17 protein-coding genes are annotated in these 19532 nt (G+C 72.5%); 4 read left to right on the top strand and 13 right to left on the bottom strand.

Annotated features, from left to right (window positions below):
- Positions 1-94 precede the first annotated feature (94 nt).
- Both ACFZCF_RS10415 and ACFZCF_RS10410 read right to left on the bottom strand, forming a co-directional pair.
- Positions 95-340, bottom strand: coding sequence for a DUF397 domain-containing protein (locus ACFZCF_RS10415; RefSeq protein WP_391285878.1), 246 nt, complete (start codon positions 338-340; stop codon positions 95-97).
- Positions 337-1200 (bottom strand): Scr1 family TA system antitoxin-like transcriptional regulator, encoded by an 864-nt coding sequence (locus ACFZCF_RS10410; RefSeq protein ID WP_391285876.1) that lies wholly within the window; start codon positions 1198-1200, stop codon positions 337-339. The genes ACFZCF_RS10415 and ACFZCF_RS10410 overlap by 4 nt, the downstream gene beginning before the upstream one ends.
- A 91-nt stretch (positions 1201-1291) precedes the next feature.
- Between ACFZCF_RS10410 and ACFZCF_RS10405 the strand changes: the two genes are divergently transcribed.
- Complete coding sequence (locus tag ACFZCF_RS10405; RefSeq protein WP_391285874.1) at positions 1292-1708, top strand: ATP-binding protein; 417 nt, start codon at positions 1292-1294, stop codon at positions 1706-1708.
- Here the strand turns inward: ACFZCF_RS10405 and ACFZCF_RS10400 are convergent.
- From ACFZCF_RS10400 to ACFZCF_RS10355, 10 genes are all read right to left on the bottom strand, one after another.
- Entirely contained in the window at positions 1702-1905 is a 204-nt protein-coding gene (locus ACFZCF_RS10400) for a hypothetical protein (RefSeq protein WP_391285872.1), read from the bottom strand. The two genes, ACFZCF_RS10405 and ACFZCF_RS10400, sit on opposite strands and share 7 nt — an antisense overlap.
- Positions 1902-2126 (bottom strand): hypothetical protein, encoded by a 225-nt coding sequence (locus ACFZCF_RS10395; RefSeq protein ID WP_391285870.1) that lies wholly within the window; start codon positions 2124-2126, stop codon positions 1902-1904. The genes ACFZCF_RS10400 and ACFZCF_RS10395 overlap by 4 nt, the downstream gene beginning before the upstream one ends.
- A 38-nt stretch (positions 2127-2164) precedes the next feature.
- Positions 2165-4348, bottom strand: coding sequence for an FG-GAP-like repeat-containing protein (locus ACFZCF_RS10390; protein ID WP_391285868.1), 2184 nt, complete (start codon positions 4346-4348; stop codon positions 2165-2167).
- Between the two features lie 89 nt (positions 4349-4437).
- Positions 4438-6540 carry a hypothetical protein gene (locus ACFZCF_RS10385; protein WP_391285866.1) on the bottom strand — a complete coding sequence of 701 codons (2103 nt, stop codon included), beginning with the start codon at positions 6538-6540 and terminating at the stop codon, positions 4438-4440.
- An 8-nt stretch (positions 6541-6548) separates the two neighbouring features.
- Positions 6549-7733: a hypothetical protein gene (locus ACFZCF_RS10380; protein WP_391285864.1), complete on the bottom strand. Its 1185-nt coding sequence runs from the start codon at positions 7731-7733 to the stop codon at positions 6549-6551.
- Between the two features lie 162 nt (positions 7734-7895).
- Complete coding sequence (locus ACFZCF_RS10375; RefSeq protein ID WP_391285862.1) at positions 7896-10106, bottom strand: FG-GAP-like repeat-containing protein; 2211 nt, start codon at positions 10104-10106, stop codon at positions 7896-7898.
- A gap of 138 nt (positions 10107-10244) precedes the next feature.
- A complete protein-coding gene (locus tag ACFZCF_RS10370; RefSeq protein WP_391285860.1) occupies positions 10245-12425 on the bottom strand; it encodes an FG-GAP-like repeat-containing protein in 2181 nt (726 codons plus the stop codon).
- Between the two features lie 66 nt (positions 12426-12491).
- Complete coding sequence (locus ACFZCF_RS10365) at positions 12492-14312, bottom strand: FG-GAP-like repeat-containing protein (RefSeq protein WP_391285858.1); 1821 nt, start codon at positions 14310-14312, stop codon at positions 12492-12494.
- 299 nt (positions 14313-14611) lie between these two features.
- Positions 14612-15124 (bottom strand): DUF664 domain-containing protein, encoded by a 513-nt coding sequence (locus tag ACFZCF_RS10360; protein ID WP_391285857.1) that lies wholly within the window; start codon positions 15122-15124, stop codon positions 14612-14614.
- On the bottom strand, positions 15124-15534 hold the full coding sequence (locus tag ACFZCF_RS10355) for a DnaJ family domain-containing protein (RefSeq protein WP_391285855.1): 411 nt from the start codon (positions 15532-15534) through the stop codon (positions 15124-15126). The genes ACFZCF_RS10360 and ACFZCF_RS10355 overlap by 1 nt, the downstream gene beginning before the upstream one ends.
- Before the next feature lie 128 nt (positions 15535-15662).
- On the opposite strand from ACFZCF_RS10355, the gene ACFZCF_RS10350 reads away from it, so the two are divergent.
- Positions 15663-16643: a peptidoglycan DD-metalloendopeptidase family protein gene (locus ACFZCF_RS10350; protein WP_391285853.1), complete on the top strand. Its 981-nt coding sequence runs from the start codon at positions 15663-15665 to the stop codon at positions 16641-16643.
- 108 nt (positions 16644-16751) lie between these two features.
- Here the strand turns inward: ACFZCF_RS10350 and ACFZCF_RS10345 are convergent, their stop codons facing one another.
- Positions 16752-16955, bottom strand: a complete 204-nt coding sequence (locus ACFZCF_RS10345) for a cold-shock protein (protein WP_043227793.1) — start codon at positions 16953-16955, stop codon at positions 16752-16754.
- Between the two features lie 282 nt (positions 16956-17237).
- On the opposite strand from ACFZCF_RS10345, the gene ACFZCF_RS10340 reads away from it, so the two are divergent.
- Entirely contained in the window at positions 17238-18110 is an 873-nt protein-coding gene (locus ACFZCF_RS10340; RefSeq protein WP_388437959.1) for a menaquinone biosynthetic enzyme MqnA/MqnD family protein, read from the top strand.
- Positions 18111-18331: 221 nt separating this feature from the next.
- Positions 18332-19531 carry a cyclic dehypoxanthinyl futalosine synthase gene (mqnC, locus tag ACFZCF_RS10335; protein WP_388437956.1) on the top strand — a complete coding sequence of 400 codons (1200 nt, stop codon included), beginning with the start codon at positions 18332-18334 and terminating at the stop codon, positions 19529-19531.
- Position 19532 lies beyond the last annotated feature (1 nt).

Here is a 19532-nt window from a genome sequence, read left to right as displayed (position 1 = left end):
GAATCGCCCCCAACGCCTTGGCATGTGCCGGTCGTTGAACGCCGAGAGCCTCCCTGGCCGACGCCCAGGGAGGCTCTCTCGGAAGGGGGTGGCGCTACACCTGCGCGGTGCCCTCGACGAATGTCGCCCAGGCCGCCGGGGCGACGGTGAGCTGGGGGCCGTGGGGGACCTTGGAGTCACGGACGTGGATGAGGGCGGGGTGAGCGGCGACCTCGACGCACTCGCCGCCCTCGGAGCTGCTGTAGCTGGACTTGCGCCAGTTGTAGGCGACTTCGATGCAGTTGCCGCCCTCGCTGCTGCTGTAGCTGCTTTTGAACCAGGCCAGATCCGCGGTGCTCATCGTTCTCCCAGCAGTTTCTCGATCCAGGTCAGGGACTCCCGCTTGGTGAGTGCCTGTGAGCGCAGGATTCCATACCGCTCGGAGAACAGGCGAACCTCATCCGGGTCGGTGATCAGGCGGGCGTGACCGTAGATCTCCGTGTACGCGACCTCCCGGCGCTTCGGGGGCGTCAGTAGGGTGAAAGCGCCGTCCAAGTAGGGGTGTTCGTCTCTGTCCAGCGGCAGGATCTGTAGCTCCACCGTCCGGCGTTGGCCCACCTCCAGGATGCGCCGCAGCTGTTCCCGGTGGATCTCCGGTCCACCGAATGGCCGGAGCAGAACGGCCGCTTCCAGCAGGAAGGTGAGGGTCGGCGCCGGCCAGCGCTCGAAGAGCGCCTGTCGCGAGATGCGGTCGGCGATTCGTGTCTCGATCGTGGCCTCGTCCAGCATGGGACGGCGGTGTTCGAAGAGCGAGCGCGCGTACGCAGGCGTCTGAAGGATGCCCGGCACCGCCTGCACCTCGTAATAGTGGGCTGCCAGCGCCCGCGCTTCCTCGTTCGCGAAATCCTGGAACCAGTCCGGATGCCGGGTCCGCGCCCGCGAGATCGCCTGCTCCGTGTCCTCCACCGTCGCCGTCAGCACCCCCGTCCCGCCCAGCGCCGCGTCCGCGAGCAGCAGGAAGTCCGGCTGCGGGGTCCGCACGCCGCGCTCGATCGCGGAGATCAGGTCCTCGCTGCAGTGCGTGATCGACGCGAGCTGCGCCTGGCTCAGGCCCGCGTTGGTGCGCAGGACCTTGATGATCTTGCCCAGCGCCTTGAACAAGTGCGCCGTGCCGTCCGATTCGGAGGGCTTCTCGGGCCGCTCCTCGTGTTTCCCCGACATCCGTACCGCCCTCTTGGCGTACCCGTACAGTTACCCAGCGTCGTGGTGTCGCTGCTGTTCAGCGTAGGTCGCGAGCCGCATCCTCGGAGCCATGAAGCCCGAAATCACCACTCCGACAAGTGAGTACGCGCCGGATTTCGCTCTCCGTCTGACACCCACGCCCCGGGGCGCGCGCCTGGCCCGGCTGCTGGCGGCGCACCAGTTGCGGGCGTGGGGGCTGGCGGGGGCCGCGGCGGAGGCGGCGGAGCTCGTGGTGGCCGAGCTGGCGAACAACGCGGTGCGGCACGGGCGGGTGCCGGGGCGGGACTTCGAGCTGCGGATGGAGCGGGAGGGCGGGCACGTACGGGTGGAGCTCTCGGACGCGCGCGGCGAGTCCCGGCCGTTACCGGTCCGGGAGCCGGACGAGGGCGGCTACGGGCTGCTGCTCGTGGCCACCCTCGCGACGGCGTGGGGCGTCAGGGACCGAACGGTCGGCAAGACGGTCTGGGCGACCGTCCCGCGTCAATAGACGTGCACGGTGCCGAGGTCGCTGGAGCTGTACAGGGCCTTCCGGCCGGCGAACGGCGCCAGGCGGTTGCCCGTGCCGGTGTAGACGTAGGGGTCGCCGCCGTAGGGCGTGATGCCGACGAGGTCGGCGTATCCGTCCCGGTCGAGGTCGCCGAAGCCGGTGACGTGGTGGTACGTCCGCCAGCCGCCGCCGATCACCCGGAGGGCCCGGAGGAGGCCACGGTCCGGCCGTCCTCGATCAGCGGGACCGTCGCCTCGGCGTCGGCGGCCGGCAGTGCTCCGGCCGGGGCGGCGGGGGCCGTCACCGCCGACGGGACGGCCGCGACCGCCGGAGCGGTCAGGGCGCCGCCCGTCACCGCGAGGGCGACGGCCACGGCCGCGGTGAGGAGACGGGGGGCGGTGGCTCTGGGGTGGGTCACGGAGGCGTGCCTCTCAGGAGGGAGGGAGAAGGCCGGGGTCAGGACATGAGGTCGTGCTCGTACTGGCCGCCGTTGGTGCGGTAGCTCCGCTGGAAGGGGGCCTTCCAGTCGGCCGTGCCCTGGTGGACGAAGGTCTCGCCGAAGCGGTCCATGGCGACGAGGTCGTTGCGGCCGTCGTTGTTCATGTCCGCCGCACCGGTGATGTCGGTGTACGCGTTCCACCCGCCGCCGATCCTCGTGCGGGGCGCGAAGGTGCCGTCGCCCTTGCCGAGGTACAGCCAGAGGACGCCGGTGCGGTCGCGGGCGACCAGGTCACCGGCGGCGCCGCCGGCGAGGTTGCCGGTGGCTGCGATCCGGTCGTACGCCTGCCAGCCGCCGCCGATCCGCTTGCGCGTGGCGAAGGGCCGGGTGGCGCTGCCGGTGCCGGGGTAGAGCCAGAGGACGCCGGACCTGTCCGTGGCGAGCAGGTCGTTGCGGCCGTCGCCGGTCACGTCGGAGCCGCCGGCGATCTTGTCGTACGCCTGCCAGCCGCCGCCGACCCGGACCCGGCCGAGGAAACCGCCCCGGTTGTTCCCCTGGTACAGCCAGAGGACGCCGTCCTTGTCGCGGGCCACGAGGTCGCCGACGGCGGTGCCGGCGACGTCGCCGGTCGTCTCGACGCGGTCGTAGACCTGCCAGCCGCCGCCGACGGTGGAAGGGACGTGGCCGAAGATCCGCCGGTCGGCGGGGACGTGGTAGGTGTCCAGGCGGGTGAGCGTGCCCACACCGCTGCGCACCAGCAGGTCGGGCGAGCCGTTGTCGTTCAGGTCGCGCGGGTTGACCTTGCGGGTGACCGTGAAGGAGCCCGAGGAACTGACGGCGGGGCCGAGCCCGTCCAGCGGGGTGGCGGTCAACTTCCAGTCGTACGCGCCGTTGAGGGCCCGCTCGATGCCGTACGAGCCGTCCCAGCGGAGGCGGACGGTCTGGGGGCCGGCGTAGTCGTTGTAGGGCGGGAGGAGCGTGGTGGTGAACGTCTTGCCCGTGCGCCGGTGGCGCAGGGTGACCTCGGCCTCCACGTTGATCCGGGACAGCTTCCAGTCCAGGTTCGCCGTGCCGCCGTTCCTGTCGAGGTCGACGACGGAGGGGATCGCCGGGGACCCCAGGACGAGCTTCACCGGCACCTTGTTCGTCGCGATCATGGTCGCGACGGGCTTGCCGTCCGCCCCGGCCCGGATCCGGAACAGTCCCTCGCCCAGGGCCAGCGTCCCGCCCTGCACGAGGAGCGTGCCGTCCGGCTCGCGCACCCCGGCCGCGAAGGTGTCGAGCAGCTTGAACTCGGTCCCGGAGAAGGAACGGGCCCGGAGCGCCTGGAGCGGCGACGGCTCGACGAACGACTTCTGGGCGTCGGCGTACAGCGCCCAGCCGCCGACCACGTGCACCGAGGGGCGGTAGGCGTCACCCAGCTGGTGGGAGCGGGTGGCCATGGTCTTCGGGTCCTGCAGGGTCAGGCCGTACCGGGAGGAGTCCTCCTTCAGCCACGCCCGCAACGTCGCGGAGGAGTCCGCGGACGTGGCGTCGGCGGGGAGCGTCGCCTCCTGCGCGCCGCTCACCACGCCCGAGGCGAGGTCGAGCGAGGCCGTGTACCGCTTGCCGCCGGACGAGTAGGAGAGGCCGACGGACGAGCCCGCCAGGGACCCCGCCCCGATCTCGGTCGCGTCGGCGGGCAGCCCGGTCGCCGAGGAGGCGACGGCGCGCGCGGCGGCGTCGGCGCCGGGGCGGTACAGGACGAGGGTCTCGCGGCCCGTCGCCTCGTTCGGGAAGGCGGCGAGAAGCGTGGATCCGGCCGCTCCCAGGACGTCGGCGCCGTACAGCCGGTTGTTGTCGACGGTCAGGACGACCGCGCCCGTCACCATGTCCCGTACCCTCGCCGGGCCGTAGTGCGTCGTCTCCACGACGCTGTCCGCGCCGTGCACGTACGGGATGAGGCCGTACGGCAGTTCGGTGACGGCCCCGGTGTCGAACCGCACCCAGCTGTACGTGCCCGCGGCGAGGTCGCGGACCAGGTAGCCGGTGGTTCCGGCCCCGGCGACCGTTCCGGCGGGCAGGGGGAGAAGCCGCTCCTCCGTCGCCTCGGCGACGGCGGCCGGCAGTGCTCCGGCCGGGGCGGCGGGGGCCGCCAGGGCGGGGGTGGACGAGCCCGTGGCCAGGACGACGGCGAGCGCGGTGGTGATCAGGCGGGACAAAGGGAACGTTCCTCCCCATGGGTGCGGGCGTGGCGCGACACGCCACGCCCGCATGACCCACGAGGAGATCGAAAGGTTGTACGCCGACGTCAGAAGACGGTCTTGAACGTGTCGTCGGACCGGTGGTGGAGGGAGGTGGGCTTCCCGTAGGGGCGGTCCACCGAGCCGGTGGTCGGGTAGGCGCGGGAGCCGCCGGGACCGATGGCGTACAGGTCCGTCCGGCCGTCGTCGCCGCCGTCCCGCCTCGCGTCGCCGAAGGGCGCGAGGTGGGTGAACTGCTGCCAGCCGCCGCCGATCTTGCGGCGGGCGGTGAAGGTGCCGTCGCCCTTGCCGAGGTAGAGCCAGAGGACGCCGTCCTTGTCGCGGGCGAGGAGGTCGCCGCCGGTGGCTCCGGCGATGTTCCCGGGGGCGATGAGGAGGTTGTAGGTCTGCCAGCCGCCGCCGATCCTGACGCGGGGCTTGAAGGGGCGGGCGGTGTCGCCGGTGGAGGCGTAGAACCACAGGACGCCGGAGGTGTCGGTGGCGAGGAGGTCGCCGCGTCCGTCGGCGTCGAGGTCGGAGCCGCCGGTGATCTTGTTGTAGACCTGCCAGCCGCCACCGACCTTGGTGCGCGGCAGCAGCTTCTGCTTCTCGCCCTTGTGCATCCACAACACGCCGTCCCGGTCCCGGCCGACGATCGTGCGGTCGGAGGGCGAGGCGACCAGCGAGTACGTGTTCCAGCCGGTGTGCAGGACGGTCGGGGTCGGCTCGGCCGTGTCGACCTCGCGCAGCTGCTTGGTCTCGTACGCGGACAACCGGCCGTCGGCGTCGCGGACGAGGAGGTCGGCGAAGCCGTTCTCGTCGTGGTCGCGGGCCACCGCGGGACGCCTGAGGGTGAGGGTGCCGGTCCGCTCGACGTCCGGGCCGACGTTGCCCACCTCCTTGGCCGTCATCTTCCACGTGTACTCGCCGCTGTAGTCGGCCGTCTCCTTCCACCCGCCGAAACCGGCCCACGTGAAGCGGTAGGTCGGCGGCGGGCTGTGGTGGCCGGACGTGAGGATCCGCTGCCTGCCGGTGGCCCTGTGGGTGAGGGTGAGCGTGGGAGACGCGGGGAGGTTGAAGTCCCAGGCGAACACCGCCCAGCTCTCCGCGCCGTCGAAGTCGACGACCGACGGCACCTCCTGCGTGGTCACCGCGAGGTCCGGGAGCCGCCCGCTGCTCGCCACGAGCTCCGCGACCGGCTCGCCGTCCGCGCCGACGGTGACCCGGTAGACCCCCTCCACGCGGTCGAGGGTGCCGTCCACGAGGAACGCGCCGTCCGCCCCGGGCCGCACGTCGCGGACGCGGTCGAGGAGGGCCACGGTCCGGCCGTCGGCGAGGGAGCGCAGGACGAGGCCGGTGTCCCCGCCCGCCAGCCACTCGTCCGAGAGGGCCACCCGCTGGCCTCCGCCGTAGCCGCTCAAGATCTGGACCTTGCCCGTCCGGACGTCCATGAGGTGGAACGATCCGCCGTCGTCCGCGGGCGTGTAGTCGTACCAGGCCAGATGGGTCTTCGACCCGGCGACGGACTCGAAGCCGAGGACGTGGTTGCGGGCCTGGACGGTCCTGACCGCCTTGGCCGTGGCGACGTCCACCAGCGAGAGGAATTCCGCCGAGTCCGTGGACGTCGAGACGGTCAGCACCCCGGCTGCCGTGCCGCGTACGTACGCGCGGCCCGACGGCAGACCGGTCACCGAGCGGCGGACGACCTTGTCGCCCTCCTTGCCCACCAGGTGGATCCCCTGCGCGTCCCGCATGACGAGCGTCGCGTCCACGACGCCCAGGAGCATGCCGGGCGTGGGGACGACGACGAGCTCGGCGTCCGACCCCATGTCGCGCAGGACATAGGTGCCGGCGCCCCGGTCCTCCACGACCGTGTCCGTCCCCGCGGCGGCGAGATAGCGGGCGCCGGGCAGCGGGGTGACGGTCCCGTCGAACGCCGTCCAGAAGTACGGCGCCGCGGTCGTGCCCGCCTTCGCGAGGAAGCCGGTCCTTCCGCCGCCGATCAGCGTGGCGCCCTTCGGGAAGGACGCCACGGACCGCGCGGCCGCCGGGGTCCCGACCGCGGGGGCGACCGCTGCCGCCGGCAGCGTGCCGGTCACCGCCGAGACCGTGGCCAGGGTGAGCAGGGCGGCGGCGAGCCGGCGCCCGAACAGCACGGGTGCGGAAGGCACGGGGTCTCCTAGAAGAAGGTCTTGAACCGGGTGGAGTCGGTGCGCAGCGGCAGGGTGTACGCCGGCTCGAAGGGACGGGTCGTGCTGTCGACGGTGCGGTAGTACGCGGAACCGGAGGGGCCGATGGCGTGGAGGTCGACCGTGTCGGCGCCGTAGGCGTTCCGCCCGGCGGAGATGACGTGGCTGTACTTCTGCCAGCCGCCGCCGATCTTGCGGCGGGCGGTGAAGGTGCCGTCGCCCTTGCCGAGGTAGAGCCAGAGGACGCCGTCCTTGTCGCGGGCGAGGAGGTCGCCGCCGGTGGCTCCGGCGATGTTCCCCGGTGCGGTGAGGAGGTTGTAGGTCTGCCAGCCGCCGCCGATCCTGACGCGGGGCTTGAAGGGGCGGGCGGTGTCGCCGGTGGAGGCGTAGAACCACAGGACGCCGGAGGTGTCGGTGGCGAGGAGGTCGCCGCGTCCGTCGGCGTCGAGGTCGGAGCCGCCGGTGATCTTGTTGTAGACCTGCCAGCCGCCGCCGACCTTGGTGCGTGGCAGCAGCTTCTGCTTCTCGCCCTTGTGCATCCACAGCACGCCGTCCCGGTCCCGGGCGACGACGGTCCGGGCCGAGGGCGTGGCCATCAGGGTGTACGCGTTCCACCCGGTGCCCAGGACCTCGCCGGTGGGGTCGTGCACGACGGGCGGGCAGCCCTCCTCGTAGCACTCGGTGTCCCTCATGCCGATGAGCTGGCGGATGCCGTAGGCGGAGACGTTGCCCGCGCCGTCGCGGACGAGCGCGTCGGCACCGCCGTTGTCGTTGAAGTCGCGCGGCGGGACGGCGCGCCGCACGGTGGTGGTGCCGGTCTGCGACCCGGACGCGCCGTCGCTCGCGCGCAGCGTCCAGGTGTACTCGCCGTTGTAGGCGTCGAACAACTGGTCGAGGTAGCCGTTCCAGCGGATGTAGGGGTTGTAGTAGTTCCAGAGGTGGACCGTGCGGCCGGTGGCCACGTGCGTCAGCTCCAGCGAGACGCCCGGCTCTCCGGGAAGATCCCACGTCACCCGCGGGTCGCTGCCGTCGAACCGGAACACGGACGGCACGTGCGCCCCCGGAGAGGGCTGCTCGGCCGCGGCGGCGGGGGGTGCCGACAGGGCCCCCGCGCCGAGGACGGCGGCGAGGCCGGTGGCCGCCGAGACGGCGAGGCGGCGGCGGGTGTGAGGCACGGGAAGCAAGAGGCCCTCCGGATGACGACGGGATGGCTCGCGAATGAACACGAACCATCCCGTATGACAACCGGTCAGGAGAAAAGGTTGTACGACCCGCTTCGGGACCTCGTCACCGCCCCGTCGCCGCCTCCGACCCCGTTCCCGTCACCTGCCCACGTGTCAGGCGACGTTGGTGAACTTGGTGCCCTCGCCGGCGTAGAGGTTGGTGGCCGTGCGGGTGAAGGGCCGGGTGGTGGAGCCGGTCGCCCGGTACACGTACGTGCCGCCCGCCCCGTACGCGATCAGGTCCGGGCGCCCGTCGCCGTCGACGTCACCGCCGCCGACGAGTTGGGAGAAGGCGCCCCAGCCGCCGCCGATCTGCTTGCGGGCGGCGAAGGTGCCGTCGCCCTTGCCGAGGTAGAGCCAGAGGACGCCGTCCTTGTCGCGGGCGACCAGGTCGCCGGCCGCGGCGCCGGCGATGTTGCCGACGGCGGTCAGCTGGTTGTAGGCGCCCCAGCCGCCGCCGACCCTCGCGCGGGTGGCGAAGGGCCGGGCGCTGTCGCCCGTGCCCCTGTAGAACCACAGGACACCGGAGGTGTCGGTGGCGAGGAGGTCGGAGCGCCCGTCGCCGTCGAGGTCCGAGCCGCCGGTGATCTTGTTGTAGTTCTGCCAGCCGCCGCCGACCTGCTTGCGGGCGGTGAAGGTGCCGTCGCCCTTGCCCAGGTAGTGCCACAGGACGCCGGACCCGTCGAGCGCGACGAGGTCGCCGTGGGCGGCGCCCGCGATGCTCCCCACCGCCTCGATCTGCTTGTACGTGTTCCACCCGGAGCCGATCCGGGTCCGCTGGGCGGTCCTGACCTGGCCGTTCACCGGCCGGTCCCGCAGGTCGTCCCGCCACAGGACACCGGCGGCGTCCCGGGCGAGCACGTCGGTGGAGCCGTTGTTCGTGTAGTCGTGCGGGTTGGACGTGCGGGTGAGGGTCATCTGCCGCGTCGCCTGGTCGCCCGCGCCGGCCCCGTCGTTCGGCGCGGACTCGGCGCGCACGGTGTAGGCGCCGTTCGGCGCGTCCACGTCTTCGAGCAGGCCGTCCCACTCGAAGGTGAAGTTCTCGTCGCCGGCGGGGGAGTGGACGTACTGCTGGTACCACTTGCCCGTGGCGTTGTGGGTGAGGGTGACGGTCAGATAGGCGTCGGCGCGGGACAGCGTCCAGCCCAGGGCCACCCGGCCGCCGGTCGCGTCGAGGTTCACCGTGGCGGGCACCTGGGACCGCAGGATCGCCACGGGCTCGCCGAGGACCTCCTTCGCGACCTGGGTGACGGCCGGGGTGCCGTCCTGCGCGAGCGCGATCCGGAACAGGCCCTTGCCTTCGGCGGCCCGCTCGCCCCGCAGCACGAGGGTGCCGTCGCCGGCGGGCGACGCGGAGGTCGCGCGGTCGGCGACGACCTCGGTCGCGCCGGTCCTCAGGTTGAGGGCCCGGGCGGTGGTCCCGGGCTCGCCGTGGACGAGCCACTCGCCGACGAGACCGGCGTAGGCCTCGCTGTCGCGGGCGCCCAGGAGGGTCTTCTTCCGCTCCTTCGAGACGCGGTCGACGGTGGTGAGGTGCAGGCCGTCGGTGCTGTTGTAGTCGAGCCAGGCGACGTGCGAGTCGGAGAACTGCAGCGAGCTGAAGTCGTAGCCGGACTCGACGGAGGCGTACGTCTCCGACGCCGTCCCGGCCGCCACGTCGACGAAGGCCCGGCCGCCGGTCCGCGCGCCCTGCGGGCCCGTCGCGTAGCCGACGAGCACCTTGCCGCCCTGGACCCGGGAGGCGAGGAAGTCGGAGGCGTCCGCCGGCAGGCCCGTGACCTTGCGGTGGGTCGTCCCGGTGCCCTCCTTGGTCACCACGTGCAGTTCGGTCGTGCCGTCGGCCTTCGCGAGCTGCGCGAGCACGCTGGTGGGGCTCAGCACCGCCACGTAGCGGCCGTTCAGCGGGCCGAGGTCGATCTCCACGCCCGGGGACGACGGGTCGGCCATGTTCCGCAGGGTGACCGCGGTGAACTCGGCGGTCCAGCTCTGGTTGCCGAGGACGACCACGTCGCCGCCGCCGAGGCTCCAGCCCTCGGGCTCGCCGAGCGGGATCGGGGCGCCTCCGTCGAACGGCGTCCACCGCAGCTGCCGGCTGCTGTCCTCGAAGGAGTAGGTGAGGAACCCGGAAGGCGCGACGCCGCCCATCTCGGCCGCCTCCGCGTAACCGGGAAGCTCCTCGGCCTGCGCGGGAGATTCCGCCACGGGACCCGCGGTCGCCGCGAAGGCGGCCGGCGCGGTGGCGAGCGTTCCGGCGCCGAGGGCCGTGACGGCGAGGACCGCCGCGACGGCGGTGGCGAGGCGGGCGCGGGTGGTGCGGTGCTGCAAGTGAAACCCCCAACAGGAAGACCGGGCACGGCACGTACGTGTGTGCCGTGCCCGATCAGACTCACGAGGAGTTCAAGGGGTTGTACGGGTCGCGCGAGGTGGTGGTGCGCCGCCCCGGCGACGGTGACCGGTGAGGGGTCAGGAGAAGAGGTTGTACGACCCGCCCTTGAAAAGAGGCGTGGCGGAGCGGTACAGGTCGAGCGGGGTGTACCGCTGGCCCGTCCCCCGGAAGACGTACGTGGTCCTGGTGCCCGGTTCGACGGCGAGCAGGTCGTTCTTGCCGTCGCGGTCGTAGTCGCCGGAGCCGATCAGCTCGGAGTAGCGGCCGAAGCCGCCGCCGATGCGGGTGCGGGCGGTGAAGGTGCCGTCGCCCTTGCCGAGGTACATCCAGAGGACGCCGTCCTTGTCGCGGGCCAGGAGGTCGCCCGCGGCGGCGCCGGCGATGTTGCCGGTGCCGACGAGCTGGTTGTAGGCGCCCCAGCCGGAGCCGATCTTCTTGCGGGTGTCGAAGGGCTTGGTGGCGCTGCCGGTGGACCGGTACATCCACAGGACGCCCGTCCTGTCCGCCGCGACGAGGTCGGGGCGGCCGTCACCGGTGTAGTCCGAGCCGCCGCTGATCAGGTCGTACGTCTGCCAGCCGCCGCCGACCTTCACCCGGCCCGCGAAGCCGTTGCGGCCGTTGCCCTGGTACAGCCACAGGACACCCGCCTTGTCGCGGGCGACGATGTCGGCGAAGCCGGAGCCGGCGATGTTCCCGGTGGCCTCGACGCGGTCGTAGATCTGCCAGCCGCCGCCGATGGACCCGGAGTCGTGCGTCCGCAGCACGCCGGAGGCGTCGCGGGCGAGGATGTCGGGCGAGCCGTTGTCGTCGAAGTCGTGCGGCTTCTGCGCGCGGGTGACGGTGAGGGTGCCGGACCGCTTGATCGGCGCGCCGAAGCCGCCGCCGGACTCGGCGACCGTCTCCCAGGTGTAGGCGCCGTTGAAGGCGGCCATCGACCCCTTCGGGTCGGAGGCGTTCCCGTCGTTGAGGGTGCCGTCCCAGCCCCAGCCCAGGGGGATGCCGTCGGGGTAGTAGCCCTCGTCGCCGGCACCGACGTAACCGTTCTGGACCAGGGTGTAGGTCCTGCCGGTCCGCACGTGCTTGAGGGTGTAGCGGTACTTCACGCCCATGTGGTTGAAGTACTGCGTGAAGGGGGCGCCGTGCGTCTTGTCGAAGTCGGCCGTCCCGGACGGCAGCCGGGGCGCGCTGACCTCCGCGAGCTCGGCCGGGTAGCCGCCTTCGGCGAGGAACGTGGCCGCGGGCGTGCCGTCCGCGCCGGCCGAGACGCGGAAGATGCCGTCGCCGGTGCCGATCTTCCCGCCGCTGACCAGCAGGTCGCCCTCAGGGGTGGCGGTGATCTCCCGCACGTGGTCGAGCAGCCGGGTCGTGGCGCCGGTCTTCAGGTCCACGACGGTCAGCCGGTTCAGCGGCGACGGGCTGAGCGCCGCGGTGCCGTCCGGGGCGGCGTGGACGAGCCGGTCGCCGAGGAAGGCGATCTGAGCGCGCTCGGCCGCCTCGACGACCTGCTTCTCGGCCGTGCCGCGCGTCTGCACGACCACGGTCGACTTCCCGGTCGCCGGGTCGTGCTCGGTCCAGGCGATCCGGGTGTCGGAGAGCGCGGCCTCGAAGTCCCACTTGTCGGCGAGCGGCGTGGCGTGGTCCTCCGCGACGGCGGCCGAGGCGAGGTCGACGGTGCCCCGGTGCTGGACGCCGTCGGGCCCCCGGTAGCGGAGCAGCGCGTGGGTGGCGGTGCCCTGCCGCACCCGGATGTCCCTGGAGCCGTCCGGGATGCCGGTCACGAAGCGGCTGCCGTGCTCGGCGTCGTACATCCGCAGCTTGCCGGCCGAGGTCCACGGCGTGAGGAAGACCGCGCCGCCGGCGAGCCCGGCGGCGTGCTCCCCGTCCTCCACGGGCACGGTCAGGAGCGTTGCGCCCGTGGTCAGGTTCCGCACGGTGGCGACGCCCACCTCGAACAGCACGGCGGTGTCCCCGACCAGGTTGTTCTCGGTCACGACCTCGTACATGCCGTCCGTGACCGGGGTCCGCTTCCCGGTGTCGTACCGCACCCAGAACTGCTGGTCGCCGCGGTAGCGGTTCGTCGCGAGGAGGAAGCCCGTCGAGCCGGCGGCGACGGCCTCGGACTGTGACTCGACCCGGAGCGGGGCGGGGGCGTCGGCCGCGCCCGCCGACGGGGCGGAGAGGGCGCCGGCGCCGAGGGTCGTGGCGAGGACGACGGCCACGGAGGCGCCGAGGCGGCGTCCGGTGGAGCGGTTGGGCATGAGGTGTTTCCCCTGTCTGGAACGGGCGGCGCACATGCGGGGCGCGCCGCCCTCGTGGACCGGTGGTCAGGCGAGGTGGTTGTACGAACCCCCGGCGAGAACCGTGCTCGCCTGGCGGGCCTTGAAGGGCTCGGCGCGGGCGCCGGTGCCGCGGTAGAGGTAGGTCTTCTTCTCCCGGGCGCTGTAGGCGAACAGGTCGGCCCTGCCGTCGTGGTCGACGTCCCCCGCGCTGGTGATCTCGCTGTAGACCTGCCAGCCGCCGCCGACGCGGGTGCGGGCGGTGAAGGTGCCGTCGCCCTTGCCGAGGTGGAGCCAGAGGACGCCGTCCTCGTCACGGGCGACGAGGTCGCCGCCCGCGGCGCCGGCGATGTCGCCGGTGGCGGTGATCTTGTCGTAGCCGCCCCAGCCGCCGCCGACCCTCTTCCGGTTCCGATAGGGGCGGGTGGCGCTCCCCGTGCCCTCGTAGAGGTACAGGTCGCCGATGGTGTCGACGGCGGTGAGGTCGGCGATGCCGTCGCCGGTGAGGTCGCTGCCTCCGGTGATCTTGTTGTACGTCTGCCAGCCGCCGCCGACCTTCACCCGGGGACGGAAGCCGCCGCTGCCGTTGCTGTCGTGCAGCCAGAGGACGCCGGAGGCGTCCCGCGCGACGACGTCCGCGGCGAGGGCGCGGGAGGGGGAGTACTTCTCCACCGCGCCGACGACCTCGATCTTGTCGTAGCCCTTCCAGCCGGTACCGGTCGACACCGGCGCCCGGCCGTCCCCGGCGCTGTCCCGCCACAGGGCCCCGGCGCCGTCCCGGCCGAGGAGGTCGGGGAAGCCGTCGGCGTCGATGTCGTGGACGAAGGAGGAGGCGGTGCCCTTCCTGGCCAGGAGCCGGGCGGCGGGCCTGCCGTCCGCGCCGAGCGCGACGCGGTGCAGGCCGGCGCCGTCCCGGACCGAGACGCCCTGGACGACGCTCGCCGTCCCGTCGGGCGCGGGAAGCAGGGTCTCGACGCGGTCGAAGAGGGTGACGGTCTCGCCGGTCCGCAGGTGGCGGGCGGACGTGCCGTGCAGCAGCCAGTCACCGAGCAGGCCGACCGGGACGAAGGCGTCGGCCGGGACGCCGGGGAGCGGGACGACGGTCTCCGCGCCGCCGGCCCGGTCGCGGACGACCACGCGGCGCGGGGCGGTGGCGGTGGCCGCCTCGCTCCAGGCCACCCGGGTCGCCGAGACGGCCTCCACGCGCGCGTGCGTCTCCGTGACGGTGGCGGTGGCCAGGTCGACGAGCGCCACGCGCCGCTCGCCCGCGGCGGTCACGTGGTCGAGCAGCCCGACGGTGGCGGTGGCCGGACGCAGGTCCCCGTACACGGTCCCCTGGGGCAGCCCCTTGATCTCGCGGGGGGCCGCGTCCTTCGTGTCGAGCCACACCTTGTGGTGCGCCCGCACGCCGATGGCCGACCCCGCGGTGCCCGCGTACTCGGCGTCCAGCCAGCCGGGCACGCCCTCCATGGAGAACGACTCCCCGCTCGCCATGTCCGTGAGCGAGCCGTCGTACCCCTCCAGCGAGGCGGCCACCCTGTCGCCGGACGTCCAGGTCCTCCACTCGAAGGAGCGGACGTCGTCGCGGGTTTCGCCGCCCGCGTACGGGATCCAGCGGAGGAACTGGTCGTCGTCCGTCTCCGTGGGCATCACGACGATGAAGCCCCGCGTCCCGGCGCTTTTCAGCGAGGAGCCGGGAGGAAGCGAGCGGACCGGCCCCAGGACCGTCGAACCGGCCGTCGGACCGGCCGACGAGGCGGGGGCCGCGAGGGCGGCGGGCGCGGCGAGCGTCCCCGCGCCCGCGGTCAGCGCCAGGACCGTCGCGGCGGCGACGGCGAGGCGGGCGGTGCCGGTGATGCGGTGCTGCAAGGTGAGCCCCCCCGGGAGGGGCCGGGCACGGAGGCACCGTGCCCGGCCGGTGTGCGTCGGTCAGCCGTCGAGGGTCCGCCACGCGCTTGAAGAAGGAGCGGACCGTGTCCCGTACGCGGGTCAGCAGGTGCCCGAGTACGAGACACACAGTGGACTCCCGGTGAACGCGAAGGGTTGTACGGGACCGGCGCCGGTCCTCCTCCCTCCCCCGGCGGGACTCACCCCCCCCGCAGGACTCAACCGCCCCCGCAGCGCTCGACCTCCTCGCAGGACTCACCCCGCAGGACTGCCCCCAGGACTCACCCGCCCCGCCGCTCCAGCAGCCCCCGCACGTACGCCGCCTGGCCCGCGTGCTGGAGGTCGTCCGCGATCACCGAGACCAGCCGGACCCCGAGGGTGACCGGCGGGTCCCAGGCGGTGTCGACGACCCGGTCCAGGTCCGCGTCGGTGACGGGGGCGAGGAGCGAGGCCGTCCGGTCGTGCACGGCGTCGTGGTAGCCGAGCAGCAGCGCCGCCGGTGCCCGGACGGCTCCGGCCTGCGCGGACGTCTGGCCGTAACCGGTCGCGGCGGGCGGGAACGGCAGGCCGAAGCGGTCTCGCCAGCCGTCGGAGCGCCACAGCTGCTCCGTCCCGAAGGCACCCGCGAGGTGGTCGTCCTGGATGCGGGTGAGGTGCCAGATGAGCCAGGCGATCGAGTTGGCGTCCGGGTCGATCCGGGCGGCGAGGTCGTCCTCGCCGAGGCCTTCCACGGCCTCGTGGACCGCCTCCCGGATCCTGCCGAAGGAGTCGAGCAGCAGACCGGCACTGTTCATCACGCCCCCTTGGGGTCGCGCGCCTTCCGCCACCGGGCCAGCTCCGCCTCGACGTCGAACGGCGTCAGGCGCAGCGGCGGTCCGGCCGGCGGGCGGCGCAGGGCTTCCGCGATCTTGGTGTTGATCTCGCCGAGGATCCGCCGGACCTGCGCCTCTGAGGCGGCCGCCGCGACGGCCTCGGCCGCCTCCTCGGCCTCCTTGCGGAGCCGGAGGGCGGGCGGCAGCGCCCCCATGCCCTCGCGGTGCATCTTCTGCTTGATCCACCACAGCTCGTCGTAGGGCGCGGCGTCGTCCGGGAGGGGCTTGCCGAAGCCGGAGAGGCGGCGGAACTCGCCGCGCTCGGCCGCCTCCCGGATCTGCTTGTCGACGAAGGACTCGAAGCTGACGCCGGGCGGTTTCCGATCGGTCATGTGTCCAGCGTACGTATGGGGGCCGGGTCGCATGTGGGCAACGCCGTCTACTGCGGCGGCCGGTCTTCCGGCACCCTGTGGTCGGTCAACGCGCGTAAACCCTTGCCCCCTCACGTCCCGGAGGACGCATGCGTCACCTGCGTACGACGAAGACCCCCGCCCGGTCCACGGGCCGCACCCCCGGCCGGTCCCTCTCCCGGACCCCCGGCCGGTCCCTCTCCCGGACCCCCGGCCGGACCCCCGGCCGGACCACCGCCCGGACCACCGCCCGGACCCTCACCCGGATCCCCGCCCTCGGTGCCCTGCTCGCCCTCCTCGCCGGGCTGCTCACGGTCCTCGGCACGGCCGGCACCGCGCACGCCGCGCCGCTCTTCAAGGCCCCGTTCCCGTGTGGCCAGAAATGGACGTACAGCCACCACTCGGCCGAGGTCCGCCAGGCGCTGGACTTCGTCCGCTCCGACGGCGGCGCCACCGCCGGCGCGCCCGTCCTGGCCTCGGCCTCCGGCACCGCCTACCGGTACGCGCAGCCCTCCGGCGCCGGGAACTACATCGTGGTCGACCACGGCGGCGGCTGGAAGACGTACTACTTCCACCTGGCCGCCTACTCGGTCGCGAACGGCGCCGCCGTCGCGCAGGGGCAGCAGATCGGCACCACCGGCTCCACCGGCAACAGCTCCGGCGCCCACATCCACTACGAGCAGCTCTACAACGGCGTCGGCCAGTCCATCGTGATCAACGGCGTCTCCCTCGCGCCCTACCCGGGCTCCTACGGCTCCAAGCACGTGACCAGCGACAACGGCTGCTCGGGCGGGGGCGGCGGAAAGTACTGGGTGGACACCTTCGCCCAGGCCACCGGTTACGCCGCCGCCAACACGAACGACCCCCAGGGCGTCCTGAACGCCGGCACGAACTACGTCTACTGCAAGGTCTGGGGCCAGGAGATCCGCGACGCCTCCGGCAACTACAACCACTGGTGGCTCCGCACCGACCTGGACACCGTCTACGCCGGCAAGAACGGCTACGGCGCGTACGTCTCGGCGTACTACCTCTCCCGCTGGGGCAACGACGAGGCCCGCGACAACAACGGGACCGTCATCCCGAACTGCTGAGCCCGCCCCGGAAGGAAACGGGCAGGAGCCCCGCTCGTACCGCACCTGCGGCACGGAGCGGGGCTCCTTGGGTACTGCTCTAGAAGATCGAGATCGCCACTACGGCGTTCAGATCGTGGTGACGTTCTCCGCCTGCGGACCCTTCGGGCCCTGCGTGACGTCGAAGCTCACCTGCTGGTTCTCCTCAAGCGAACGGAAGCCGTTCGCGTTGATCGCGGAGTAGTGGACGAAGACATCCGGGCCGCCGCCTTCCTGGGCGATGAAGCCAAAGCCCTTTTCAGCGTTGAACCACTTGACGGTTCCGGTAGCCATGAGCCCTCCTATGGGCCAAAGGGTCGCCCTGCTCCAGAACCTGCAAACAAGTCTGAAAACTACAAAAGCCTGCGGGTCACATGCTCCGCAGGCTCTGTACTGCAAGGGAAACCAAACTGCAACTTGCGTCGAGCCTAGCACGCAGGGTGCGCGCAGCGATAGAGGGAAAGATCACGTCACTCTCATGTTTGATCCCGCTCCCCGCGAGCAGACGCGCCGACCCGATCCGTCCCGAAGTGCCCCGGCGATGTCCACGGTGCGAGACGGAGCTAGCCTCGCGATGTGGACAATGCGAACGAGAACGACGAGAGCCCGCGCAGCCGGCCCCGGGTCGGCCACATCCAGTTCCTGAACTGCCTGCCCCTCTACTGGGGGCTCGCCAGGACCGGGACGCTCCTCGATCTGGAGCTCACCAAGGACACCCCGGAGAAGCTGAGCGAGCGGCTCGTCCGGGGCGATCTGGACATCGGTCCCATCACCCTCGTCGAGTACCTCCGCCACGCCGACCGGCTCGTCGCCCTCCCCGACATCGCGGTCGGCTGCGACGGCCCCGTCATGTCCTGCGTGATCGTCTCCCAGCGCCCCCTGGAGGAGCTGGACGGCGCCCGGGTGGCCCTCGGCTCCACCTCCCGGACCTCGGTCCGGCTCGCCCAGCTGCTGCTCGCGGAGCGTTACGGGGTCGAGCCGGCGTACTACACCTGTCCGCCCGACCTGGGGCTGATGATGCAGGAGGCCGAGGCGGCGGTGCTCATCGGCGACGCCGCCCTGCGCGCCTCGCTGCACGACGCGCCCCGGCTCGGGCTCCAGGTGCACGACCTCGGGCTCATGTGGAAGGAGTGGACGGGGCTGCCCTTCGTCTTCGCCGTCTGGGCCGCCCGCAAGGACTACCTGGCGCGCGAGCCGGAGACCGTCCACGACGTCCACCGGGCGTTCCTCGCCTCCCGCGACCTCTCCCTCGACGAGGTCGCCAAGGTGGCGGAGCAGGCCGCCCGCTGGGAGGCGTTCGACGCCGAGCTCCTGGAGCGGTACTTCCGCACGCTCGACTTCCGCTTCGGCCCCGAGCAACTCGCCGGAGTGCGCGAGTTCGCCCGCCGCACCGGTCCCACGACCGGATTTCCGGCCGACGTCGCCGTCGATCTGCTCCCGCCGGAATAGGACCCCCGTCCGGGGGCCTCCGCCGCCCCGGCAATTCGCCCCGCAATTCCCGTCCGTCGTCCGCCCGGCGCGTTCCCCCGCGAATCCCGGCCCCTCCCCGGGAATCGCGCAATTGAACGTTCACCGGGAATTCACGCGGACGCGGACCCCGGCCCGGCCGCCCACCCCCGCTGGCGTACGCTGGGCCGGTCCGTCGACAAGCCTCCGAAAGGGACGAAACGGTGACCGAGAAGGCCGCGCTCCAGTCCGTTCTCGACCGCGCCGCCGCGGGCGGTCGCATCACCCCCGAGGAGGCGCTCGACCTGTACCGCTCGGCGCCGCTGCACGCGCTGGGCGCCGCCGCCGACGCCGTACGCCGCCGCCGCTACGCCGGCACCGAGCACATCGCGACGTACATCATCGAGCGGAACATCAACTACACCAACGTCTGCGTGACGGCCTGCAAGTTCTGCGCCTTCTACGCCGCCCCCAAGGACACGAAGAAGGGCTGGACCCGCGACCTCGACGACATCCTGCGCCGCTGCGCGGAGACCGTCGAGCTCGGCGGCACCCAGATCATGTTCCAGGGCGGCCACCACCCGGACTACGGCGTCGAGTACTACGAGCGGCACTTCTCGGCCATCAAGAAGGACTTCCCGCAGCTCGTCATCCACTCCCTCGGCGCCTCCGAGGTCGAGCACATGGCGCGGATCTCCGGCGTCTCCGTCGAGGAGGCCATCACCCGCATCCACGCCGCCGGCCTCGACTCCTTCGCCGGCGCCGGGGCCGAGCTCCTCCCCGAGCGCCCCCGCAAGGCCATCGCGCCGCTCAAGGAGTCCGGCGAGCGCTGGCTGGAGATCATGGAGATCGCCCACCGGCTGGGCGTCGAGTCGACCTCCACCATGCTCATGGGCACCGGCGAGACCAACGCCGAACGGATCGAGCACCTGCGGATGATCCGCGACACGCAGGACCGGACGGGCGGCTTCCGGGCCTTCATCCCCTACACGTACCAGCCCGAGAACAACCACCTCAAGGGCCGCACCCAGGCCACCCTCTTCGAGTACCTGCGGATGATCGCCATCGCCCGCCTCTTCCTCGACAACGTCGCCCACATCCAGGGCTCCTGGCTGACCACCGGCAAGGAGGTCGGCCAGCTCTCCCTGCACTACGGCGCCGACGACCTCGGCTCGATCATGCTGGAGGAGAACGTCGTCTCCTCCGCCGGGGCCAGGCACCGCTCCAACCGCCTGGAGATCATCGACCTGATCCGCAAGGCCGGCCGCGTCCCGGCCCAGCGCGCCACCACCTACGAGCACCTCGTCGTCCACGACGACCCGGCGAACGACCCGGTCGACGACCGCGTCGCCTCCCACATCTCGTCCGTGGCGATCGAGGGCGGCACGGCCCACCCCGAGCTCAAGCTCCTCGACGCCAACTGAG

The sequence above is a fragment of the Streptomyces sp. NPDC007945 genome (assembly GCF_042958885.1).
Taxonomy (GTDB): Bacteria; Actinomycetota; Actinomycetes; order Streptomycetales; family Streptomycetaceae; genus Streptomyces.
This window is presented reverse-complemented; position numbering and strand designations above follow the sequence as displayed.